Origin of the sequence: Paraburkholderia xenovorans, assembly GCF_046030735.1 — a bacterium.
Classification (GTDB): Bacteria; Pseudomonadota; Gammaproteobacteria; order Burkholderiales; family Burkholderiaceae; genus Paraburkholderia; species Paraburkholderia xenovorans_A.
Genome location: NZ_JAQQBV010000004.1, coordinates 186,454 through 209,670 on the forward strand (window position 1 = coordinate 186,454; position 23,217 = coordinate 209,670).

General features: G+C 64.8%; 22 protein-coding genes. 6 read left to right on the forward strand and 16 right to left on the reverse strand.

Annotation, left to right across the window (positions count from 1 at the left end; translation table 11 throughout):
- Positions 1 to 54 precede the first annotated feature (54 nt).
- On the forward strand, positions 55 to 993 hold the full coding sequence (locus PQQ51_RS05545) for a CobD/CbiB family protein (RefSeq protein ID WP_408495467.1): 939 nt from the start codon (positions 55 to 57) through the stop codon (positions 991 to 993).
- 84 nt (positions 994 to 1,077) lie between these two features.
- Here PQQ51_RS05545 and PQQ51_RS05550 read toward each other — a convergent pair whose 3' ends face one another.
- The 3 genes from PQQ51_RS05550 to PQQ51_RS05560 are packed head-to-tail and all read right to left on the reverse strand — an operon-like array spanning position 1,078 to position 3,644.
- Positions 1,078 to 1,398, reverse strand: coding sequence for a putative signal transducing protein (locus tag PQQ51_RS05550; protein ID WP_408495469.1), 321 nt, complete (start codon positions 1,396 to 1,398; stop codon positions 1,078 to 1,080).
- A 36-nt stretch (positions 1,399 to 1,434) separates the two neighbouring features.
- Positions 1,435 to 2,388, reverse strand: a complete 954-nt coding sequence (gene rsgA / locus PQQ51_RS05555; protein ID WP_408495471.1) for a ribosome small subunit-dependent GTPase A — start codon at positions 2,386 to 2,388, stop codon at positions 1,435 to 1,437.
- Positions 2,385 to 3,644, reverse strand: coding sequence for a M48 family metallopeptidase (locus tag PQQ51_RS05560; protein WP_408495473.1), 1,260 nt, complete (start codon positions 3,642 to 3,644; stop codon positions 2,385 to 2,387). The genes rsgA and PQQ51_RS05560 overlap by 4 nt, the downstream gene beginning before the upstream one ends.
- A gap of 180 nt (positions 3,645 to 3,824) precedes the next feature.
- Here PQQ51_RS05560 and orn point away from each other — a divergent pair, with 180 nt between their 5' ends.
- Positions 3,825 to 4,433 carry an oligoribonuclease gene (gene orn, locus PQQ51_RS05565; protein WP_408495475.1) on the forward strand — a complete coding sequence of 203 codons (609 nt, stop codon included), beginning with the start codon at positions 3,825 to 3,827 and terminating at the stop codon, positions 4,431 to 4,433.
- 53 nt (positions 4,434 to 4,486) lie between these two features.
- Here the strand turns inward: orn and mog are convergent, their stop codons facing one another.
- Together mog and yjgA are read right to left on the reverse strand one after the other, a co-directional pair.
- The gene (gene mog, locus PQQ51_RS05570) at positions 4,487 to 5,131 is read right to left on the reverse strand and encodes a molybdopterin adenylyltransferase (RefSeq protein WP_408495705.1); all 645 of its coding nucleotides are present in this window, start codon (positions 5,129 to 5,131) and stop codon (positions 4,487 to 4,489) included.
- Positions 5,112 to 5,726 (reverse strand): ribosome biogenesis factor YjgA, encoded by a 615-nt coding sequence (gene yjgA, locus PQQ51_RS05575; RefSeq protein ID WP_408495477.1) that lies wholly within the window; start codon positions 5,724 to 5,726, stop codon positions 5,112 to 5,114. The genes mog and yjgA overlap by 20 nt, the downstream gene beginning before the upstream one ends.
- A 248-nt stretch (positions 5,727 to 5,974) precedes the next feature.
- Here yjgA and pmbA point away from each other — a divergent pair, with 248 nt between their 5' ends.
- Positions 5,975 to 7,345, forward strand: coding sequence for a metalloprotease PmbA (gene pmbA / locus PQQ51_RS05580; RefSeq protein ID WP_408495479.1), 1,371 nt, complete (start codon positions 5,975 to 5,977; stop codon positions 7,343 to 7,345).
- A 97-nt stretch (positions 7,346 to 7,442) separates the two neighbouring features.
- Here pmbA and PQQ51_RS05585 read toward each other — a convergent pair whose 3' ends face one another.
- From PQQ51_RS05585 to PQQ51_RS05625, 9 genes are all read right to left on the reverse strand, one after another.
- A complete protein-coding gene (locus tag PQQ51_RS05585; RefSeq protein ID WP_408495481.1) occupies positions 7,443 to 7,943 on the reverse strand; it encodes a dihydrofolate reductase in 501 nt (166 codons plus the stop codon).
- A gap of 114 nt (positions 7,944 to 8,057) precedes the next feature.
- Positions 8,058 to 9,407, reverse strand: a complete 1,350-nt coding sequence (locus PQQ51_RS05590) for a sigma-54 dependent transcriptional regulator (protein ID WP_408495706.1) — start codon at positions 9,405 to 9,407, stop codon at positions 8,058 to 8,060.
- A gap of 192 nt (positions 9,408 to 9,599) precedes the next feature.
- On the reverse strand, positions 9,600 to 11,036 hold the full coding sequence (locus PQQ51_RS05595) for a hypothetical protein (protein ID WP_408495483.1): 1,437 nt from the start codon (positions 11,034 to 11,036) through the stop codon (positions 9,600 to 9,602).
- A gap of 115 nt (positions 11,037 to 11,151) precedes the next feature.
- Complete coding sequence (locus PQQ51_RS05600) at positions 11,152 to 12,003, reverse strand: peptidase C39 (RefSeq protein WP_408495485.1); 852 nt, start codon at positions 12,001 to 12,003, stop codon at positions 11,152 to 11,154.
- Between the two features lie 7 nt (positions 12,004 to 12,010).
- A complete protein-coding gene (locus PQQ51_RS05605; RefSeq protein WP_408495487.1) occupies positions 12,011 to 12,724 on the reverse strand; it encodes a C39 family peptidase in 714 nt (237 codons plus the stop codon).
- Positions 12,725 to 12,855: 131 nt separating this feature from the next.
- The gene (locus PQQ51_RS05610) at positions 12,856 to 14,247 is read right to left on the reverse strand and encodes a FapB/FapC family functional amyloid domain-containing protein (protein ID WP_408495489.1); all 1,392 of its coding nucleotides are present in this window, start codon (positions 14,245 to 14,247) and stop codon (positions 12,856 to 12,858) included.
- Between the two features lie 26 nt (positions 14,248 to 14,273).
- Entirely contained in the window at positions 14,274 to 14,918 is a 645-nt protein-coding gene (locus tag PQQ51_RS05615; protein ID WP_408495491.1) for a FapB/FapC family functional amyloid domain-containing protein, read from the reverse strand.
- Positions 14,915 to 15,442, reverse strand: a complete 528-nt coding sequence (locus PQQ51_RS05620) for a FapA family amyloid fibril periplasmic chaperone (RefSeq protein ID WP_408495493.1) — start codon at positions 15,440 to 15,442, stop codon at positions 14,915 to 14,917. Before PQQ51_RS05620 ends, PQQ51_RS05615 begins: the two co-directional genes overlap by 4 nt.
- 87 nt (positions 15,443 to 15,529) lie before the next feature.
- On the reverse strand, positions 15,530 to 16,018 hold the full coding sequence (locus tag PQQ51_RS05625) for a hypothetical protein (protein ID WP_408495495.1): 489 nt from the start codon (positions 16,016 to 16,018) through the stop codon (positions 15,530 to 15,532).
- Between the two features lie 533 nt (positions 16,019 to 16,551).
- Between PQQ51_RS05625 and PQQ51_RS05630 the strand changes: the two genes are divergently transcribed.
- Together PQQ51_RS05630 and PQQ51_RS05635 are read left to right on the forward strand one after the other, a co-directional pair.
- Positions 16,552 to 17,946 (forward strand): sigma-54 dependent transcriptional regulator, encoded by a 1,395-nt coding sequence (locus PQQ51_RS05630; RefSeq protein ID WP_408495497.1) that lies wholly within the window; start codon positions 16,552 to 16,554, stop codon positions 17,944 to 17,946.
- 166 nt (positions 17,947 to 18,112) lie between these two features.
- Positions 18,113 to 19,084 (forward strand): thymidylate synthase, encoded by a 972-nt coding sequence (locus PQQ51_RS05635; RefSeq protein WP_408495499.1) that lies wholly within the window; start codon positions 18,113 to 18,115, stop codon positions 19,082 to 19,084.
- Positions 19,085 to 19,187: 103 nt separating this feature from the next.
- Here PQQ51_RS05635 and PQQ51_RS05640 read toward each other — a convergent pair whose 3' ends face one another.
- Positions 19,188 to 21,746, reverse strand: a complete 2,559-nt coding sequence (locus PQQ51_RS05640; protein WP_408495501.1) for a DUF6600 domain-containing protein — start codon at positions 21,744 to 21,746, stop codon at positions 19,188 to 19,190.
- Positions 21,747 to 21,952: 206 nt separating this feature from the next.
- Positions 21,953 to 22,666: an ArsR/SmtB family transcription factor gene (locus tag PQQ51_RS05645; protein ID WP_408495503.1), complete on the reverse strand. Its 714-nt coding sequence runs from the start codon at positions 22,664 to 22,666 to the stop codon at positions 21,953 to 21,955.
- 266 nt (positions 22,667 to 22,932) lie between these two features.
- On the opposite strand from PQQ51_RS05645, the gene PQQ51_RS05650 reads away from it, so the two are divergent.
- Positions 22,933 to 23,073 (forward strand): hypothetical protein, encoded by a 141-nt coding sequence (locus PQQ51_RS05650; RefSeq protein ID WP_408495714.1) that lies wholly within the window; start codon positions 22,933 to 22,935, stop codon positions 23,071 to 23,073.
- Positions 23,074 to 23,217 lie beyond the last annotated feature (144 nt).

A 23,217-nucleotide genomic window follows, 5' to 3' on the forward strand; every position in this document is an offset into this window, starting at 1 on the left:
CCCTGTGCTATCGTTATAAAATAATCGTAAAACTCGAAAAGCACGGCGCACCGCATGACTTTTTTCTCCGTATTGCTGGCTCTGATCATTGAACAGGTACGCGCGCTGTCGCCGAACAATCCGGTGTCGGCGTTGCTTCAATACCATGCGGAGTCGGCGGCGCACGGATTCGATGCCGGCAAGCCGAAGCACGGTTTGCTCGCGTGGCTGGTGGTGGTGGTGCCGTGGACACTGGCCGTGGCGCTCGTCTACTACGTGCTGTACCACATTCATTTCGCACTCGCGTTTCTGTGGAACGTCGCGGTGCTTTATTTCACGCTCGGCTTTCGCCAGTTCAGCCATTACTTCACCGACATCCACCTCGCGTTGAATAACGACGACGTGCCGCGTGCGCGTGAAATCCTCAACGAATGGACCGGTCTCGATACCGTCGATATGCCGGTCAGCGAGATCGTGCGTCATACGCTGATTCATGCGGTGGTCGCGTCGCATCGCCATGTGTTCGGCGTGTTCTTCTGGTTTCTGATTCCGGTCGGGCCGGCGGGCGCGGTGTTGTACCGGATCGCCGAGTATCTGGCGCGTACATGGGCGCGGCCGGTCGACGATCGCACGGTCGCGTTTTCGAGCTTTGCGCAACGCGCGTTTTTTGTGATCGACTGGGTGCCGTCGCGGCTCACGTCGCTGGGTTTTGCGATCGTCGGCAATTTCGAGGACGCGATCTATGCATGGCGCAACCATGCGCGTCAGTGGCCGGATGCGAACGACGGCGTGTTGCTTGCTGCGGGAAGCGGTGCGCTTGGCGCGCGCCTGAGCGGGCCGCTCGCGGAACCGTCGAGCCTCGACGCGCTCGCCACCGGCGACGGCGGTCCGATGCAGGTCGGCGACGACTGCACGCCGCGCACGCTTCAGTCGGCGGTCGGTCTGGTTTGGCGCGCGGTGGTGCTGTGGATGATCTTGTTGTTGATGCTGACAATCGCAGTGTGGCTCGCTTGAAGTCGCGCTAACGTGTGTGGACGTAGGCAATAATAAAAAACCGGGCAATTGAACTGCCCGGTTTTTTATTGGCCAGTACTGGCATCACCCATCCAGCGGATCCCGCTCCGTCCCGCACTGCCAGCACACGGTGAACTGCGGCTCGAGCATCTCACCGCACTGACGGCATCGCCACCCAGGCGAACCCGCCGCCGGCCCACGTCGCGCCGCTTCGATCAGCCTGCGCGCCATTGCTTCGTCGCGCTCGTCGACGAGCCACAACTCCGGCGCGCATTGATCCGCCGGAATGTCGCCGAGCGCGCCGTTCAGATAGCGGTTGTGCAATTCGCAATCGATGCCCGCCGTCTTCAGCACATTGATCCAGTGCTGTCCGATGATCAGATTCGGCGCGCGCATCAATTTCATCGTGAATGGAATCCGTCAGGGATGGATCAAGCGCGGTCAGCGCACGATCTGGCTGGCTTCGTGAACCAGTTGCGCATACAGCGCATGCCGTTCGCGACGGATGCGGCCGTCGGCGACCGCTTCGAGAATCGCGCAACCCGGCTCGTGCAGATGATGGCAGTTGTAGAAGCGGCAATTCGCCAGCAGCGGCCGGAACTCCGGGAACGCGCGCTCGAGCCGTCCTTCGGTCAGATGATGCAAGCCGAATTCCTGGAAGCCCGGCGAATCGATCAGCGCGCCGCCTACACCGTCCGGACTGTCCGGCAACGGATAGAGCCGCGTGAACGTGGTGGTGTGGCGCCCGCTGTTCAACGCGGTCGAAATCTCGCGCGTCGCCACTTCGGCATTCGGAATCAACAGATTCACAAGCGTCGACTTGCCCATCCCCGACTGGCCGAGCAGCAACGTCGAATGAGCGTGCAGATGCTCGATCAACGCGGCGCGCGCAGCTTCAGGCTGAGTCTTGATCGACACCTCCACCACCGTATAACCCAACGCCGTATAGCGTTCGAGCCGCGCACGCGCGTGGGCCAGTTCGGCTTCGACGTCGATCTTGTTCAGCACGATCAACGGCTTCAGCTCGTTCGCCTCGGCGGCGACCAGCGCGCGGCCGAGCAGGTCTTCGCTGAAATGCGGTTCGGTGGCGAGCACGATCAGCAACTGATCGAGGTTCGCCGCAAACAGCTTCGACTTGTACTGATCCGAGCGATACAGCAGATTGCGCCGCTCGCCGATTTCGACGATCACGCCTTGATCGGCGGAAGTGGGCTCGTAAATCACCCGATCGCCGACCGCCACTTCGCTGCGCTTGCCGCGCGGAAAGCACTGGAGCATCGGGCTGCCGTCTTCCGGCGCGACCAGATAGTGGCGGCCATGCGCGGCCACGACAAGGCCGCCCACGCGCGTGCTGGACGACGCGCGCGGCGCCTTCTTCGGGGAGCGGCCGCTCATGCGTGCCGCAGCAGTCGGTCGATCCGCTGCGACGCCGGCGGATGCGAATAGTAGAACGCGGTATAGAGCGGATCGGGCGTCAGGGTCGACGCGTTGTCTTCGTACAGTTTGACGAGCGCGTTGACGAGGTCTTGCGCATCGGTTTGCGTGGCGGCGAACGCGTCGGCTTCGAACTCGTGCTTGCGCGAGCTGAGGCTGCCGAGCGGCGTCACGAAAAACAGGAACACCGGCAACGCGAGGAAGAACAGCACCAGTGCAAGGCCGCTGTTACCGCCGATCAGCGAAGGGCGCACGCCGAGCCCTTCGTAGAACCACACGCATTGCGTGAGCCAGCCGAGCAACGCGAGCATCACGAGGCTGATCGCGAACGTGACCAGCATCCGCTTGATCACGTGACGCCGCTTGAAATGGCCGAGCTCGTGCGCGAGCACCGCTTCGATCTCGTTGCCGGACAGGCGTGCGAGCAGCGTGTCGAAGAACACGATCCGCTTGGCCGCGCCGAAGCCGGTGAAGTACGCGTTGCCGTGCGCGGAGCGGCGGCTGCCGTCCATCACGAACAGGCCCTTTGCGGCAAAACCGCAGCGCTGCATCAACGCTTCGATGCGGCTCTTCAGCGCTTCGTCCTTGAGCGGCTCGAACTTGTTGAAAAGCGGCGCGATAAACGACGGATACAGCACCAGCACCAGCATCTGGAACGCGACCCAGACGATCCACGTCCACAGCCACCACAAATCGCCCGCGCGGTTCATCAGCCACAACACGACGAACAGCAGCGGCAAGCCGAACGCGGCGCCGAGCAGCACACCCTTGAGCCGGTCGACGAAGAAAATACCCTTGCTCATCCGGTTGAAGCCGAAGCGCTGCTCGACCACGAACTGGCGGTAATAGTCGAACGGCAGGTCGATCACGCTCGTGATCGCGATCACGGCGGCGACCAGCGCGATCTGACCGACATAGCCGCGGCCGAGCCAGTCGGAGAGCGCCAGATCGAGCGCCTGCACGCCGCCGAGCAGCGTCAGGCCGATGAGCACGGCCGCGCTGACGACGATCTCGATCATCGTGAGGCGCGTGCGTTCGACGGTGTAGTCGGCGGCGCGCTGGTGCGCGCTCAGTGCGATGGTGCCGGCAAACTGGCTCGGCACCTGCTCGCGATGGCCGGCGACGAAGCGGATCTGTCGCGACGCGAGCCACAGTTTGGTGCCGACCATCGCCACGACGGCGACGACGAACAGAACGGTGAAGTACAGGGTAGGCATCCGGGGATTCCGTGGTATCTATGCGAGAATTATATGTTTCTTCCCGCCGGCAGGCGGGAGGTAAGCCAAAACCGGCTCAAACCAATTTCAAACGAACAATCGCCGCGGCGTAGCGTCTGGAATACGGGCATCGAACCCGGCTTCCAGCAAACCGCTCGCCCGGTCACCAGGGTTGCCTTCATGACTGACATCCTCGCCTCCACCGACCAGCCGCCGCTCGTGCGCAGCGACATGAACCTCGTCTGGCTGGACATGGAAATGACCGGACTCGAGCCGGATTCCGACCGCATCATCGAAATCGCGGTGGTGGTGACCAATTCCACGCTCGACCGGCTGGTCGAAGGCCCGGTGCTCGCGATTCATCAGAGCGACGAGACGCTTGCCAAAATGGATCAGTGGAACCAGAACACGCATGGCCGCTCGGGCCTGATCGACCGGGTGAAGGCGTCGACGGTGAGCGAGGCCGACGCGACCGAACAGATTCGCGATTTCCTCAGCGCTTACGTGCCGCCCGGCAAATCGCCGATGTGCGGCAACTCGATCTGCCAGGATCGTCGTTTCATGGCGCGCTGGATGCCGGATCTGGAGCGCTTCTTCCATTACCGCAATCTCGACGTCAGCACGCTGAAGGAACTGTGCCGCCGCTGGCAGCCGGCGATCTACAAGGGCTTCCAGAAGCGCGCGATGCACACGGCGCTGGCCGACATCCACGAATCGATCGACGAGCTGAAGTACTACCGCGAGCATTTCCTGATTCCGTCGGCGCCTGACGCGGCGGCTGCGGAGTAAGACCGGGAACTGCGGCAGCAGAAGTTGCGCCGCCGCAGTTTCACCCGCGAATCTCAACCCTTGCGCACAGCGTTTTTAGGCCGGAACGCTTTCACGACCTCGGCATGCGTTTCCACATACGGGCCGCCGATCAGGTCGATGCAATACGGCACCGCGGCGAAAATGCCCGGCACTTTCACCGCGCCGCTTTCGCCGTCGCGCAGACCTTCCAGTGTTTCCCTGATCGACTTCGGCTGACCCGGCAAATTGACGATCAACGCTGCGTGATCGGCGGTTTCGCGGATCACCGCCACCTGGCGCGACAGAATCGCGGTCGGCACGAAATTCAGGCTGATCTGGCGCATCTGCTCGCCGAAACCGGGCATTTCTTTCGTGGCCACCGCCAAAGTCGCTTCGGGCGTCACATCCCGGCGCGACGGGCCGGTGCCGCCGGTGGTCAACACCAGATCGCAGCCGACTTCGTCCACCAGTTCCGTCAGCGTCGCGGAAATAGTGGCGGCGTCGTCCTGGATCAGGCGCGTGATCAACTGGAACGGCGAGGTCAGCGCCGCGCCGAGCCATTCCTGCAGCGCCGGAATCCCCTTGTCCTCGTACACGCCGGCCGACGCGCGGTCGCTGACCGACACGAGGCCGATCACGATTTCGTCAGGGTGCCGGCGCGTCGCGCGGTGAGTGGGCTCAGGCGTCGCGGTCGTCATCGTCGTCGTCTTCCAGGCTTTCTTCGGCATCGGAATCGGTCTCGGCGGACTGGCCGTCCGCGTTCTTGATCCACTGGAACAGTTCGCGGAAGTAGCGCGGCGGCTTGCTCAACTGCGCTTCCTTGCGGGCGTTGCGGATCAGCGTGCGGCCTTGCTGCGGATCGACGTTCGGATGTACACGGATGAATTCGGTCAGCGCGGCGTCGTCGGCGAGCAGTTTTTCGCGGGTGCGCTCGATCCAGTGCAACTTGGCCGTTTCCGCCTTGTTGACGCCGTTGTATTTGTCGAGCGCGGTGCGCAGCGCGGCGATTTCCTCTTCCAGCAGCGAACGCATCACGCGGCCGACGTACTGCACCTGGCGGCGTTTGCCTTCGTGGTCGGTGATGCGGCGCGCTTCGCGCACGGCGTCGTCGAGTTTTTCGGGCATCGGCATGCGCTTGAGCGCGTCTTTCGGCAGCGCGATCAGCGCCGAGCCCAGTTCCTGCAACTCGTGCATTTCGCGCTTGAGTTGGGACTTGCTGGGACGGTCGTAGCCGTTTTCGTCGACTTCCGGCTCGGCGGACTCGATGGGTTGAATGCGGGTTTTGCGTGTCATACCGATATTGTAGCGTGCCGCGCCTGCCGAACCGCCTGTGTCGCCGTGCGCAAGCGCAACTGCGCCGGCCGTCGCGCGCGCATTCGGCCACGACCGCGCGCTGGCCGAGCCCGGCGAATGCCAGGTACAGCTTCGCTTACCTTGCTATGATCGCGGGATGCATAGCGGGATGACCGGGCGTGCCAACGTGCACGCCGTGCATTTGCGAACACTCAGGGCCGCGCGGCCCCAACAGGACGGCAACGACAATGGCAGCAGACATGGACGTCAAGCAGCGCTTTTTTCCGCATACCCAGGATGAACTGAAGGAAATCGCCTCGGACATCCTGCGTCACGCGAAGTCGCTCGGCGGCACCGATGCGGCAACCGAGATTTCCGAAGGCGACGGCCTGTCGGTCTCCGTGCGGCGCGGCGAAGTCGAGACGATCGAACACAACCGCGACAAGATGGTCGGCGTGACGGTGTTCATCGGCAACAAGCGCGGCAACGCCAGCACCTCGGACTTTTCGTCGCAGGCTTTGAAGGACACGGTGGCGGCCGCGTACAACATCGCGCGCTTCACCGCCGAAGACGACTGCGCGGGCCTTGCCGAAGCCGACCTGCTCGAAACCGCGCCGCGCGACCTCGATCTGTATCACCCGTGGAATCTGAACGCCGACGAAGCGGTGGAACTCGCCCGTCGCGCGGAAGACGCGGCGTTCGCCACCGATCCGCAGATCAGGAACTCCGAGGGCGCGAGCGTCTCGGCGCAGCACTCGCAGTTCGTGCTGGCCACGTCGCGCGGCTTCCTCGCCGGCTATCCGTACTCGCGGCACTACATTGCGTGCGCGCCGATCGCCGGCAGCGGGCGCAACATGCAGCGCGACGACTGGTACACGTCGACCCGCAGCGCGGACGATCTGGCCAATCCGGAAGCGGTGGGCCGTTATGCGGCACAGCGGGCGCTGGCGCGCATCGGCGCGCGCGGGCTCGATACGCGCAAGGTGCCGGTGCTGTTCGAAGCGCCGCTCGCGGCCGGCATCCTCGGTGCGTTCGTGCAGGCGACCAGCGGCGGCGCGCTGTACCGCAAGACCTCGTTCCTCGTCGATAGCCTCGGCAAGCCGGTGTTCGCGCCGCACGTGCAGGTGGTCGAAGATCCGCATGTCGCGCGGGCGATGGGCAGCGCGCCGTTCGACGAAGAAGGCGTGCGCACGAAGCAGCGTTCGGTGGTGAAGGACGGTGTGGTCGAAGGTTATTTCCTGTCCACCTATTCGGCGCGCAAGCTCGGCATGCAGACCACCGGCAATGCGGGCGGCTCGCACAACCTGTCGCTGAAGAGTTCGAACACGCGCCCGGAAGACGACTTCGAAGCGATGCTGAAGAAGCTCGGCACGGGCCTGTTGCTGACCGAACTGATGGGGCAGGGCGTGAACTACGTGACGGGCGATTATTCGCGTGGCGCGTCGGGCTTCTGGGTCGAGAACGGCAAGATCCAGTATCCGGTCGAGGAAATTACCGTGGCGAGCACGTTGCAGGAGATGTTCCGCCATATCGTCGCGATCGGCGCGGATACGATCACGCGCGGCACCAAGCAGACCGGCTCGGTGCTGATCGAACGGATGACGATCGCCGGGCAGTAAGGACGATGCGCGCAGACGGCAGGCGCGCTGACACGCTGCAAACGAAAACGCCACGCAAGCAACTGCGTGGCGTTTTTTTCAACCTCAGCGTCCGGACTCAGGCACCCTTACGCTTATAAGTCACGAACGCATAATCGAAATCGTTCGGCGCATCCGCACGATGCGTTTCATGTGCGACTTCTTCCCATTCGTTTTCATCGAGCTCGGGGAAGGTCGCGTCGCCTTCGAAGTCGGCGGAAATCTCGGTGACGATCAGCTTGTCCGCTTGCCGCAACCCTTCCGCGTACAACTGCGCGCCGCCGATCAGAAACGCCTCCGGCGCCTGATCCTGTGCGGCCAGCTTCAGCGCCTCTTCGAGCGTGGTGGCCGCGTCGCAGCCCTGGAAGCGGCGCGCGGCGTCGCGTGTCACGACGATGTTGCGGCGCCCCGGCAGCGGCCGGCCGATCGATTCATGCGTCTTGCGGCCCATGATGATGGGCGCACCCATCGTGGTGCGCTTGAAGAACGCGAGGTCTTCGGGAAGTCGCCAGGGCAACTGGTTGTCGCGGCCGATCACGCCGTTGTTGGCGCGAGCGACGATCAGGGTGAGCGTCGTCATCGAATGGAGAAGGGAACGTAACCGGATCGATTCTACCTGAGCCGCAAGTGCCAACCCGGGACTGGCCGGAGACCGGCCCGGGGCCGCCCGCGCGACAGGCGTCCGCGATAGACGTCACGCGTGCCCGGCATCGTCCTCCGCGCCGCTCAGTTCGCGCAAGCCGTGCTGTCCCATCAACCGGTACAACGTGACCCGCGAAATATTCAGATCGACCGCCGCCTCGTTCAGCCGATGCCGATGCCGCAACAACGCGGCCTCGATCGCGCGTTTCTCGGCGACCTCGCGGGCTTGCGACAGCGTCGTCGTCTGCTGTGCGGTGAATTGCGCGAGGTCGAGGTCGTCGGCGGAAATCAGCTTGTTCTCCGCCATCACGATCGCGCGGCGCACCCGGTTGATCAGCTCGCGCACATTGCCGGGCCAGTTGTAGCTATAGAGCGCCTCGATCGCCGACGGCGTGAAGCCGCGAATCTTGCGCGCGCTGTCGGTCTTGAACTTGTGCAGGATGTGATGCGCGAGAATTTCGATGTCCTTGCCGCGCGCGCGCAGCGGCGGTTCGTCCACGCGCAGCACGCACAGGCGGTGAAACAGATCGGCGCGGAACTGGCCGTCACGCATCGCGCCTTCGAGATCCACGTGAGTGGCCGAAATGATCCGCACGTCGACCGGAATCGACTCGCGGCCGCCGAGCCGTTCGATCTTGCCTTCCTGCAGAAAGCGCAGCAGGCTCGCCTGGCTCTCCAGCGGCAGATCGCCGATTTCGTCGAGCAGCAGCGTACCGCCGTCGGCCGCTTCGACCCGGCCGATCTTGCGCTGATTCGCGCCGGTGAACGCGCCGCGCTCGTAGCCGAACAGTTCGGACTGCAACAGATGATGCGGAATCGCCCCGCAATTGATCGCGATGAACGGCGCCTTGCGGCGCGGCGAGCGTTCGTGAATCGCCAGCGCAGTGAGCTCCTTGCCGGTGCCCGACTCGCCGGAGATGAACACGCTCGCGTCGGTGTTGGCCACCTTGCGGATCGTGCGAAAGAGCTGCTGCATCGCGTCGCAGGTGCCGACCATTTCCTCGTCGCCGGCGTCGCTCGCGGGCGGCGCCAGTTCCGGTTCGCAGAGCGTCACCATGCCGAACGCGTGGCCGACCAGATAGTCGAGCGTCGTATTCGCGACCGGCATCTTCACGTAGTCGAAGCAGTAGTGGCGCACGAGCCGCCGCACCAGCGGATCGTTGAGCCGTTCGTGGGTGGCGAGCGCGATCCAGCCGACCTGCTGCTGGCGCAGGCTCGCTTCGAGTCCGCCCAGATCGCGCGGCGCAAAGCTCGCCAGATCGACGATGCCGGCGCACGCGAGATCGGGCTTCACGAGCTTGCCGAGTTCATGCGCGGAGCGCGCGGCGACGACGTGCCAGCCGCGGCTCTTCAGATGCGCGATCAGGGTTTCGTCAGGCGTTCGCGCGACGTACAGCAGCATGCGCCCGTGGCGCAAGCCCACCGCGGCGATGCCGCCCGCGACCGCGGTCAGCGTCGCCGCGGCGGCGCGAGCCGCGGGTATGTCCTGCGCAGCCGCAAGCGTCATAGCGGATGCCGATCCCACTCCCGCCACCGGAGTCACACTGGTCAGATGAGGTGATTCACGCACGGTCGACCTCGATTCGTTGACGGGTTAAAAGGTGTACGGAAAGCGCACGCCGACCACGAAGTTCGGCGCGTCCGGCGTCAAGCCGACCGACACCGAACCGTTGATGGTCAGATGCTTGTTGACCACGTGGTTCAGCCCGAAATTCAACGCGGCCGCCGTGGTCTCGCTGCCCGGCACTTTCTCGTACGACCCTCCCGGTGCGCGCGTCTTCGATTCGGGTTCGAGCGCCATCGTGTACGAGATGCTCGCGGAGTCCTTGTCGGAGAAAGCCAGCGCGACGCCGCCGCCGAACTGCACGATGTCGCCGAGCTTGACGGTGGCCGGCTGCGTCTGTCCCTGCACGGAAGAAATATCCGAGAACGAACGGGCGACGTTGTACGTGTACGACAGGCTGCCGAACAGCACGACCGGGTCGTAGGTCTTCAGCAGCGAGACGCCCGCCGTGATGTTCCAGAAGCCGGTACCGGTGGGCAGCTTGCTCGGCGCGACCAGGTTGGTGTTGTTGGCGTCGACCTGCACCAGCTTTTCGCCGAACGGCGAGGTGCCGGTCGGCGCCTTGAAGCGCAGGCTGCCGACCACGTCCGGCAGGCTATTGGTTTCCTTCAGGAACTGGTAATAGACCCCGAAGTTCACGTCGCCGATGCTGCTGCCGTTCACCGACGCGTCCGACAGCGTGCTCGCCGCGCCGCCCGCGCCGCCGACGATAAAGTTGCTGTGCCGGTAGATGTACGGCACGTCGACGTCGATGCTCATCCGGTCGGTGAGACCGTAGCGCGTGTCGAGGTCGGCCATCACCTGGTGCGACTTGGTTTCGCCGAGGTTGATGTTGCCGAGGAAAATCGCGTCGAGTGCGAGGAAGCCCGACAACTGCAACTGACGGCGGTCGTAGTAGGTGTCGCTGATACCCCAGTCCAGCGTCAGCTTGTGGTCGAAGAGCGGCGCGTGTTCGCGCTGCACGACCGCTTCTTCGGCCTGCGTGCGGACCGGTTCGGCGGCCTTTTGCGTGGTGCCGATCGCGCCGCTGCCGTCGGTGGCCGGGGGCAGGCCGCCTGCATTGTTGTTCTCGGGCGACGGCGGATAAACCGGCACGCCGGTTGCCGTGCCCGTATTGCCACCCGTTGCCGGCGTGCCCGGGCTGAGCTGCGCGAGCGGCGGCAGCGGCATCGGCAGGCCGTCCGAGCCGGGCTGCTCGGCCACCGCCTCGCTGCCCGCCGGCGCGCCGTAGCCCGGTGCGCCGCGGCCGCGTTGCGCCATCTCGAGGTTGGTCACCTGACGCTCGAGCGAGTGAATCTGCCGCTGCTGTTCGTCGACGACCCGCATCAACGTGTTGAGCCGTTCTTCAACCGACTGTCCCGCGAGCGCCTGCGCGTCCGCCCCCTGGGAAATCGCGAATAGCATCACGGCGGCAGGAATGGCCGCCAGTGCCATGCGCGGCACCTTTGTCGATAAACGATTTTTCATTGTGTACTCCCCCGGTGTTCCGGCCGCGCGCCGCCCGTCTCCTGGCGTTGCGCGGCCCTTATTTACTGCGTGTCTTACTGTGTATTTCGTGGTCGGCGGGTGGCGGCCCGCGTCGTCATCTCCTTGAGTTCTGCAGGGCCTGGAGTACGCCGAGTTGCCGCAACATCGAGGCCGACATTTGCTGCGTCTGCAAATTCAGCTGCAATGCGTTGGCGACTTGCTGGTTATTGCCTGCGATTTGCAGCAACTGGGCGATCTGCCCGTTGCCTGGCATGATGGTCTGGGTGGCGAGCCCAGCCGGAGTCTGCAGCGCGACACGGATGCCGTTGCTGCCGAACGAGATGCCGGCTTTGATCGAGCCGGTCGAATTGCTGGCCGTGGCCGACGGTGCATTGGCGGTGCCCGCCAGCGTCACGGCATTTGAATTGAAATCGATCAGCGCGGAATTGGTGCCGGTGTTTTTGTCGCCGGCCACCTGCGTGATCTGCGAGACGCCGTTGACGGAAATGCTCTGGCCGCCGGTCGCCTGCGCGTTCGGGTTGGCTCCCGTGCCGCCGGCCTGATTGCCGCCGGAGCCGCCCGTCACGCTGGCGAGCGTGCTGACGGTGCTGACCAGTTGACCGGCCGCGTTCTGCACCGCGCCGAGCGTGCCCTGGGCGAGCGCGGTCACGCCGTTGGGCAACTGCCATTGCGAAATCACGTTCAGAACGAAGCCGGAAATCATCGCGGCGCCGGCGTATTTGCCGGTCTGGGTGGCGAGAACGTCGTCGCCGACCATCTGTACCTTGACGACCGCGGTGTCGATGTCGTGAGACGCAAGCGACGCGGACAAGGCGACGGGCACCGCTGGCGAAGCGGCGCTTTCCGCGGCATGAGCGCCGCTCGTGACGCCGCACGAGATCGCGCAGATCGCGAGACTGAGCGGCGTCAGACAAGATGCGCGAAGAGTTGAGAGATGATGCTTCATGGTTGGGTCAGAACAGGTCTGCCTTGATCAAGCCGTACTCGACGAAGGGAGTCGCGGCCGTGCCGTTGGCTAGCGCATTGGCGCGCAGCTTGAGCGCGAGCGACTCGTTGTCCTGCAACAGCGGTGAATCCTCCCTGAAGGGTTTGCCGAGGACCGCGAACACGAGACCGTTCCAGGTCTTCGCGAAGTCCTCCGCGAGCACGATGCGATTGCCGAGCGCCGGGTCCGCGATGAAGACGCGGCCGTCCTGTGCATGCTTGACGATCACGAAATGCTCGTACCCGTCGATGTTCATCAGCACCATGACGGGGATCTGCAAATGTTGAAGGGCGTCGGCGTTGACCCGGAAGCCGCGGCCGCGCAAGCCGATGGTCTCGACGAACTTCTTCATGTCGAGCATCGAGAAGCCGTTCTTGACCACGACCTCGGGCGTCGAGAACACCATCATCCGGCGGATCAGTTCGGTTTCCGGAATATCGATGCCGTAGCCGAATTTGAGGAGGGTCGCGAGCGCCGCCGCACCGCAGCTGTAGTCGAATTGCTGGCTGACGATGTGGCTGTAGCGAATGTCCTTCATCGAGCGCACGGTCTTGGTCAGCGGAACGCCCGCCAACGTCGACGTGTCGATGCTCGCCTGTGCGTAAGTCTGGTCCACGCACAGCGTGCAGCCTGCCAGCGCTACCGCAACGCGTAGCGCCCGGAACCCCTTGAACCCGGACATGCTGGTCTCCCGCTTATCACGCGCCGGCGGCTTCATTGGCCGCCGGCGCGTACCTCCCGACTGCTGCTTTTCGACTGCTTTCAGGCTGCTTGTAAGACTGCTGCGCCTGTTTTTCGCATCACATCGTCAGCTCAATGACCGCTGTTCAGCGCGGCGATCGCGAGGCCGTTGTGTTGCAGGTTGCCCGCGCCGCCGGCGATGTTCACGCCGATGTTGCCCGACGCATTAGCCAGCGCGTTCGCGCCCAACATCGCCGTGCCCTGGAACTGACCCTTGACCGCCATGCTGGCGCTCTGCGAGTTGTCGTCCGTGGCGACCATCGCGGTGGTCAGCGCGTTGCCCGGCGTGGTCGTCGTCACGGCGCCGGCAAGGCTGTTGTTTTGCACGTTGCCGATACCCGACGCGACGTTCACCCCGACATTGCCCGTCACACCCGACAGCGAGCCATCTCCGATCGACGCGTTCAGATTGAAGTTGTTGATCTTCGCCATCCCCGACGAGGTCTGGTTGTTGAAGATCTGCGCGTTGCCGAACACGTTGCCGATGTCGACCGAGGCGAGCGACACATCGTTGCTCTGGGCGTTGCTGATGCCTTCGGCGATGTTGATGCCGAGGTTGCCCGACACGCCGTTGGCCGCGTTGGCGCCGGTGGTGGCCGTCAGCGTGCCTGCCGTTTGCGTGTTGATGTGCTGCGTGACGGAGCCGCTGACGGTCACGTCGGTGGTCGCGACGCTTGCGTTGAGGCCCCAGGCGGCGCCGTAGGCGTCGGTGGAAGACGACTTGCTGTTCTGATAGCCCGACGACTGTTCGCCGACCGCGGCGAAGCCCGAACCCTCACTGGCTTTGTAGCCCCACACCTTGCCTTGCCCGGATGCCTGCGACGCTTCGAAGCCGCCCGCTACGCCCGACGAATTGGCATAGCTCGATTCGTTGTAGCCGGCCTGGAAGCCGCCGCTCGCGTGCGCCGAGCCTTCGCCGAAGAACGGCGTATTGAAGCCCTGATACTGGTAGCTGCCGCCGATCGAGCCGCCCGCCGCGATATGGCCGCCGGCGTTCTGGCTCGTGTGGCTGAAGCCGCCCTGGATCGCCGATGCCTGCTGGCTCGTCTGATAGCCGCCGCCCGCCACGCTGCTGCTCTGGCTGCCGTACACATAGCCGCCCGATGCCTGGTAGCCTTGCGCGCCGGAAGACGACGACGTATGGCTTTGGCCCGTCACGAGGAACGCGCTGCCGCTCGCATTGATCGACGACGAGTTGTTGTGGACGGATGTGGTCACGTGGCCGGTCGTGTAGCTTTGCGCTTGCGGATCGAGCGACGCGTGAACGTTGACCGACTGGTTGTTGTTGACGACCGCGCCGGCCGTGCTCGACACATGCACGCAACCGTACAGGCCCACCAGACCTTCGACGCCGACCGCTTCGCCGATCAGCGTGGCATTGAACAGGTAGGCCTTTTGCGGTGCGGCGAACGCGCTGCTGGAAGCGGCGACGAGTACGGCTGCAGCAATGAGAGTGCGCTTCATGATTCGCTCCGATACTTTAAGTGTGGTCAGTTAAAAAAAGTGCCCGCCGGGGGACGGAGCACAAAACTGTTTGCCGTGGCATTACCGGCGCCGGCTGTCTGGTTGATCTGCACGATCCCGCTTGCGTTCTTGAAGGCATCGGTTGAGATGTTTGCCTCGCGCACGCTATGAACCCCGATGGATTGGCCCAAACCTCCGTTTTTCGGGGCCGTCGCGGATAGCTCCCCATCCGAGACGGTCTCGACTCCGAGCGCCGCAGTACCGATTTGCGTGCTGTTGCGCTGCAGATTCCCTGCTCCGGCGGACTGGTTCACCAGCACCGCGCCGGATGTATTCGAAAAAGCGTTGGCCTCGATCGACGCCCGCGCGCTCGTGACCTTCGCGGCCACCGAGGCGCTTTGCACGCTGACATTGGCATTGGCGACGACGCCGCCGTTCGAGACCGTGACCTGGTTGGCCTGCGCGTTGTCGAGGCCGGCCGTTTCGTTGACCGTGAACGCGCCCGTCGTGCCGGCGCCAGCGCCGTTGCCGATCGTCGAGGTGGCGCTGACCGTCGGCAGCGCCTGCGCACGAACGTGGCCGGCGACCAGCGCCGCGCCGCTCAGGCAGAGGAGCAGTGCTGCGCGCCGTGGCGAGAAGCCGGGCGGGGTCATGGATTTCAGCGAGCTCATTTCAGACCTCCGAGCGCGCCGTTCAACACATTCGACAGCGGCGCGAGCGAACCCGTCACCGACGAGGTGATCGTGCCGCCGATTCCCGGCGCCGGCATGCCGATGCCGCCCGCGTTCAGCGCGACGTTGTTGCCGGTCGCCTTGCCGCTCAGGATCTGCGTGACCGCCTGCATACCCGTGCCGCCCAGCACGCCGCCTTCGGCCACGCCGCTCGAACCGTGCGCGTTCGTCAGATCGGTGTCGCCGACCAGTTGGGCGACGGCCGGATTGAACGTATTGGCGGGGAACGTGGTGGCGCGCACGGCAACCGGGTCCTGATTTCGCGGCACGGGGACGAATGCGTCACGCGGGGTGACCGTACGCTCGACGATGATGTCGCCCGGATTGACGGCCTGCTGCGCGCCGGCTACCGCGCTGAGCAGCGTGCCGGCGAAAGCGATCGCGACGGCGATGGCGGCCGGCGCCAGGGTGAGCAGTGCCGCCGGCGGCCTGGCGGCGCGCCGTGTCTCGGGTGAGGAAGTCATGATCGGTCCTTGGGCTTCTGGTCTTTTTAAGCGTGGGGTCGTCGGGTACGCGACCGCCGCCGGTTTTGCATCCCTGATGGGTTCGCGCTACTTTCTCTGGTAATTCGCGACGTTCCCCTGAGCGGCGCGCGCGGCATCGACTGGAATCGGCAGCGGCGAGGGCGGGGCGATCTCGTCCCACAGCGTCACCGTGCTGCCGCTTGCGTTGCCGCGCATCAACTGCGGCGTCGCGGCCACCATCACCATGCCGACCGCGCCGCCGCGTTGCCGCGACAACGCCTGGTCGTCGAGGGAAAAGTCGTTCACAAATGCATCGGCGCTGAGTTGGCCGCTGGCCGAACCGTTCACCGGACCCTTCGCGGCGGCCGTCGAATCCGGCGGGACCACCGCTGCGAGCGACGGACTCGCGAGGGTGGCGGAGCCGGCATCGGCGGTTTCGGCCAACGTGGCGGATTGCGCCAGAACGGGGTCCTGCGCATGGACGTTCGCAGAAAACGCCATTAACAAGGCCATTGCGGTGCAAATCACCGCCTGTGATGCAATGCTGCCCGGATCGATGCGGAAAACGAGTCGCATGATGTGTCTCCTTGGTGCACAGCATTTAGCGAAACGTGTGCCATCACTCGCAATCCATTGATGCAACGGGATGCGACGCGCAATCTGCGGAGTAATAATTGGGAAATCGGTCAAAAACGTTTCAGCGTTGAAACGGCAGGCAGAAAATACCTGTTATTTGTTAATCCCGGCGGTACGAACTACCTTCGGGTGAACACTAGGAAAAGCGCTTCCACAATTGTTTTATTCATCGGCTGAATAACGCTGTATTGCCCGCGCAGCCGTGCCGGACAAGGAGTTACTCCATTAAATTCGCATAATTGTTTTCCAGGCGGCGCGCGTATAGTAAGCTCTCGAAAACAGCTTCAGATTTAAAAAAGCCTGGTTAAGGGCCGTCTCAAACACACACGCCGCTTTCTTGGGGATCAGCTGTCCGCACGGAATGGAATGACCGTTCGGGTTTTGCTATTGCGAATCCCGATCGAGTCAGCGTGTCTGAACTCATTCAGGCGCGTGCGTCATCCTTAACGTTCGTTGACGAGAGGATCTGAATAATGGAACCCGCAACGCGGCAACTGATTTATGTTTCACGCGATCCGAGCGCGGAATTGAATAGCCGGTTTCACCAGCGCGGCTGGCATGTTGAAGTCGTGGGATCGGCGCGCGACGTGCGCCGTGCCGTTCGCGCCGGTATGGCGGCGGGCGGTTTGCTCGATCTTTCGAGTCATTTTCAGCCGCACGAGATTGCTGCTTTCGAGTCCTGCCTGACCATGCCGAACGTCGGCTGGGTCGCGGCCACGATGCCCGGCCAGTTGCAGGACGCCGCGCTGCGCCGGCTCGTGCGCGACTATTGTTTCGACTACGTCACGGTGCCGTACTCGGGCGATCGGATCGTCGATTCGGTCGGTCATGCGTATGGCATGGTGTCGCTGGGCGAACCCGCTTCAAACGATGCATCGCAAGGCGCCGAGGGCGAAATGGTCGGTTCGTGCGACGCGATGCTCGCGCTGTTCCGCTCGATCCGCAAAGTGGCGATGACCGACGCGCCGGTGTTCATCTCCGGCGAGTCGGGCACGGGCAAGGAATTGACCGCGGTCGCGATTCACGAACGCTCGGCGCGCCGCAATGCGCCTTTCGTGCCGATCAATTGCGGCGCGATTCCGCCGCATCTGTTGCAATCCGAACTGTTCGGCTATGAGCGCGGCGCGTTCACCGGCGCGAACCAGCGCAAGATCGGCCGGGTGGAAGCGGCCAACGGCGGCACGCTGTTTCTCGACGAAATCGGCGATCTGCCGCTGGAGAGCCAGGCGAGCCTGCTGCGCTTCCTGCAGGAACGCAAGGTGGAGCGGCTGGGCGGCCATGGCTCGATCGAGGTCGACGTGCGCATCATCTCCGCCACGCACGTGGACATGACCGCCGCGATGATCGAAGGGCGCTTCCGCTCCGACCTTTATCACCGTCTGTGCGTGCTGCAGATCGACGAACCGCCGTTGCGCGCACGCGGTAAGGATATCGAACTGCTTGCGCGGCACATGCTGGAACGTTTCAAGAAAGATGCAAGCCGCCGCCTGCGCGGTTTCGCGCCCGATGCGATCGCGGCGCTGCATAACTACGGCTGGCCGGGCAATGTGCGCGAGCTGATCAATCGCGTGCGGCGCGCCATCGTGATGTCGGAAGGGCGCGCGATCACGGCGCGCGATCTCGAACTCGCCGAATATGTGGAGATCGTGCCGGTGTCGCTCGCGCAGGCGCGCGAGGCCGCCGAACGTCAGGCGATCGAACTCGCGCTGCTGCGCCATCGCGGACGTCTCGGCGACGCCGCCCAGGAACTCGGCATCTCGCGTGTGACCTTGTACCGCTTGCTGTGCGCTCATGGGATGCGGCATATGGAAAGCGAGACGCTGTCCACGCCGCATGGGGAGTTGCCTGCTTCGGTGCCGCATCTTTGAGGCGAGGCGGTTGTGCGTGGCTTTGCCCGACTCTCCTTCCCGCGATTTCCCTCGTTGCGAGCCGTGACCGGACAGTGTCCGGTCACGCTTGTTAAAATCGGGTTTTCCGCTTAATCCCCGAGGCGCCCGATTCCATCCGGACGCGCGTCCCGTCGAAGGAACCCGCATGAAACAATACCTGGACCTCGTTCGCACGATTCTCGACACCGGCACGTGGCAGGAGAATCGCACCGGCATCCGCACCATCAGCATGCCGGGCGCGATGTTGCGTTTCGATCTCCAGCAGGGCTTCCCCGCGGTGACCACGAAAAAGCTGGCGTTCAAGTCCGCCGTGGGCGAACTGGTCGGCTTCCTGCGCGCGTCGCGCAGCGCGGCGGATTTCCGCGATCTCGGCTGCAAAGTGTGGGACGCGAATGCCAACCAGAATCCGCAGTGGCTTGCGAATCCCTACCGGCAAGGCCCGGACGATCTCGGCGACGTGTACGGCGTGCAGTGGCGCCAATGGCCCGCGTACAAGGTGCTCGACGCGGGCGCGAGCGCGCAGCTGGCCGACGCCGCCGCGCGCGGCTTTCAGGTGGTGACGCAATTCGAAGAGAACGGCAGCCCGAAGGTGCTGCTGTACAAGGCGATCGACCAGTTGCGTCAGTGTCTCGACACGATCATGCAGAACCCCGCCGACCGTCGCATTCTGTTTCATGCATGGAACCCCGCAGTGCTCGATCAGATCGCGCTGCCGGCCTGTCATCTGCTGTATCAGTTCCTGCCGAACGTCGCGCGCCGCGAGATTTCGCTGTGTCTGTACATCCGCAGCAACGACGTCGGCCTCGGCACGCCGTTCAATCTGACCGAAGGCGCGGCGTTGCTGCATCTGGTCGGCCGCCTGACGGGTTATACGCCGCGCTGGTTCACCTATTTCATCGGCGACGCGCACATCTACGAGAATCAGCTCGACATGCTGCAGCAACAGCTCACACGGGAGCCGTACGAAAGCCCGTCGTTCGCGATCTCGGAGCGGGTGCCGGACTATGCGAAAACCGGCGTGTACGAGCCGGAATGGCTCGAGAAAATCGAGCCGTCGGATTTCTCGCTGGTGGGCTACCGGCATCATGAGCCGCTGACGGCGCCGATGGCGGTTTAAGCGTTTCCCTGCGCGACCTTCACGCTGCATAAAAAAACCCCCGCGATGCAAATCGCGGGGGTTTTGTCCTTCCTGGATACCTGGAACTCGCTAGCGACGGGGTTCAGCCCCGGCGATGCTCGTCCCGGTTGTTGGTACCCGAGTGCTGCTCCGGATGTTGCGGTTGCGGATGCGGCTGTTCCGCGCGCTGCGGTTGGGGTTGCGGACGCGGCTGCTCGGCGTGCTGAGGTTGCGGTTGCGGGCGCGGTTCCGGCCGCGGCTGCTGGACCTGCTGCGGACGCGGTTCCGGTCGCGGTTGCTGCACCTGCTGCGGATGGAACTCCTGACGCGGCTGCTGCGCCTGCACTTGCGGACGGGCCTCTTCACGCTGCTGCTGCACCGGCTGCTGACGTGCCTCTGCTGCACGCTGCGCCTGCTGCTCGGACTGACGCTGCGCCTGCTGCTGTGCCTGCTGCTGCGCCTGCGCACGTGCGGCCTGCTGCCGCGCCTCGTCAGCCGCCGCCGCGTTGTCCTCCGGACGAGGCACGCCATGCTGCTGCATCGCGGCGTTCGCCGGCCCACCCGGCTGCTGCGCGTAGTTCGGCCTGCCGGCCTGTTCCTGCGGGCCGCCATGTTGTTGCGCCTGCTGGGCCATCGGCGTGTGCGGCTGCGTCCATGCCGGCTCGCGACGGCCGCCGGCCTCGGCCGACTGACCCGGTTGTGCCGCCGCGCCATGCTGCTGCGCGAAGGCGTTCGGATTGCCGCCGTTCGCTTGCGGCGGACGCGGCACGCCGTTCGCCGGACGAGCGGCTTCGCCCGCCTGCTGACGTTCGTTGGCCACTTGCGGCGGCACGCCCGGCCGCGCTTGCGGTTCGCCGCCACGCTGCGGCTGGCCATTGACACCGTTGCCGCTGACCGGCGGCTGTCCTGGCCGCTGTGCCGCCTGCTGCATGGCCGCTGGGGAGTTCGGCGCACCCGGCGCGATCCCCGGCGCGCGGCCGGCGATATGCGACTGCACGACCCGCACGTTCTGCACCGGCAGCGCGCCCGGACCGCCGGCCAGATGCGCCGGCACGGACGTCCGGACGATCGGCGCGCCCGCACCGGGTACCCGTCCGCCACTCTGCGCAAAACGTTGCGCGAGGTTGTCGTGAAACGCGGCCGGCGTGGCCGGACTGCGCGTGGCGACCACGGTACGCGTCGTCACGGCGGCCGGCGGCCGGTAGTTCGCGTTACGCAGGCCGGGCCCGAAGCTTTCCTTGACCGGCGCGATGCCCGGGCCGCCCGGATTGATCTGCGCGTTATGCCACTGTTGCGGATCGACCTTCTGCGCGAAGCGTGCGGTCGGCTGGCCGTGCACGAAAGCCGTAGCCGGCACCGCGGTCACCGCGCCCGGACGATAGTTGATGTACGTGTTGTGAATGTTGGTCACATTCACGTTCGTCACGTTGTGGTTGTAGTTGTTGACGATGGTCGTGCGGTTGACGCGGTTGTAGTAGTTCGGGCTCCAGTTGTCGTGGCCGCCCCAGTGCGGATGCCACGGCTCGCCCGGCCCGAGCGGGAACCACGCGACGCCGGCCGCAACCGCGCCGCCGATCGCGAGACTCACGCCCCAGCCGATTCCGCCGCCGCCCCCGCCGCCGACAAAAGCCACCAGCGCCGGCGCATAGACGGGCGGTGCGTCGACCACCACCGGACCCGGCACCCACGCCCACGAGTCGTCGATCTGCGCCCAGCGGCCGTAGTGGTACGGCGCGAAGCCCCACGGCGCGTCGTCGACCCACGTCCAGCCCCACGGCGCCTGCCACACCCAATGACCTTCGTGATAAGGCGCCCAGCCGACGGGCGTCGCGCGCGGCACCCACACTTCGCCGTACTGCGGCGTGCTGCGCCACGTGCCGTTCGCGTCGAGGTCCTGATAGCCCGGGATGTCGCGCGACACGTAGCGCGCCGACACCGAGCGGTCTTCCGCGGCATCGCGGCTCGCCGCCCATTGATCGAAGCCGTCGAGACCCGGCACGCCGTTGTCGGCGACCTGCTGCAGGTTGGTGCCGGCGAAGCGGATCTGCTGGCCAGCCGAGATCGGCACCTGGCCCGCGTCGCCATACACGGTCGCGCTGCCGCTGCGTACGGTGACGGTGGTGCTGCTGCCGTCCGGCGCGACGTCGACGCGATAGTCGCCGGGACCGTTCAGGCCCAGCGCCAGGTTCGGCGTGTCGATTTCATACGACGAGCCCGGCGCCAGTTCGCGCACGCGCGCCGACAACGTGCCTTGCGCAACTTTCAGCTGCGCGCTGTTGTCGTCGAGATTGAGGATGTCGAGGCTGGTGGACTGATCGAGCCGGACGGCAGTCGAGCCGATATGCAATTCGGAGCGCGCGCTCTGATCGTTCCACAACTGATCGCCGGTGGTGAGCGGACGGTTGATCTGCGCGTACGACCAGTCGGTGGCGCCGGCCGGTTCCGTCGTGACGGTGCCCGCGGTGTAGTTCAGACGCGCGACGCGTCCCGGCGGATCGGTTTGCGACACGCTCTGCGGGTTTTGCGCGGAGATGTCCGGCGGCGCCTGTTCGGCTTGCTGCGCGAACACGGTTTGCGCGGTGAACATGAAGGCGGCGGCTGCGATCAGTGTGTAGCCGATCACGCGGTGGTTTGTGTTTTTCGGTGTGGTCAGTGTTCTCATGATTTATCTCCGGCGGAGGCCGCATTTTGCTGCATCCATGAGTCACTTTACCCGTGGCGATTGTTTCAGAGGCCCCACTTTTGTAAGGCCTTTTCCCTACCGTGTAACAAAAGGTCTCGATTAGGCTTTTCGTAAGCGGAATGGGCCATTTCCGTAATGGCGGCGGGGCTTACAGCGCGATTGCCGCGGGGTTTTCAGGCGCCGGTTCAACTCGCCAGCAGCGCATCGAAATGCCGATGCCCGGACGGCGTGATGCGCAGAATTCGCGGCCGTTCAGTGCGCTCGACCCAGCCATGCGTGGTCCATGAATCGAGCAGCGCGGCGCCGAGTGCGCCGCCCAGATGCGGGCGCCGTTCGCTCCAGTCCGGGCACGTGCACGCGAAGCGGCGCCGGCGGCTTTTCTGCGCGCTCATGTCGATGCCCCATTCAGCGAACCGCGCGGCGCCGTCGACGGTGGCTTCGAGCGACGTGCCGTCGAGTGTCAACAGCCCGCGCGTCATCAGCCGTTCGAATACCTGCACCGACAGCTCGCCTGCCATATGGTCGTAGCAGGTGCGCGCGTAGCGCATGTCGACGGGCACGGTGCGCGCGGGGCGCGGCGGCGTGCGTTGCGGCGCGCTGACTTGCGCGACGTTCGCGAGCGCTTCGATCGACGCCGCGATGTCCGCCGACGCGATGCGGAAATAGCGATGCCGACCGCGCACTTCCAGCGCGAGCAGCCCGCCGTCGGTGAGCCGCGCGAGATGGGCGCTGGCCGCCGACGGCGATAGCCCGGCGATGATCGTCAGTTCGCCGGCGGGGCGCGCGCTGCCGTCCATCAGCGCCCACAGCATCGCGGCGCGGCCGGGGTCGGCCAGCAGCGCGCCGATCCGGCTCAGGCCCGGGAAATGGTGCTGGTCGTCTGCGAGGAGGGCGGTCATGGTGGTTTCCTTGTCTGCGTGGGGCGTGGTGGGGCGCGGGGCGGGCCTGGCAGGGGCGCCGTCAGCTCAGGTTCGCTGTGTCACTTCTTCACTTCACTTTCACTGTAGCGGACGGGTGTATTCGATGTTTCAGCTTAGCGTGAAGCATCGAATGCAACAGCTACGAAAACCGGTAGCCGCTGCCAGGCTCAGGTGCCATGGCACGCTTACGGTGTCGCGGCAGGCCGCCAGGCTAGAATCGAAGTCTGTCTTTGCGGGGATACGCTGTGATCAAACTTCTTTTTGCAATGGCCGCCGCTGTGCTGCTGTTCAGCGCGTGCGCGCAGGGCGGTTCGTCTTCGGGGGCGGGCACCGGCAGCGTCACGATGTACGGAACGATCGACGAAGGCATCACCGTGCGCAAGTAGGCAGGCGCACCGCGTCGGCCGAGAGAGCTCGCAGATGGCTGGAATTGATGCATCATTGTCATTTCTGCCATCCTCCGCCATGTGACGATCTGGGCATCGTTACTTTTGCCGCCCGAGGCCACCGATGCCGCCGTCAGTTTTTCC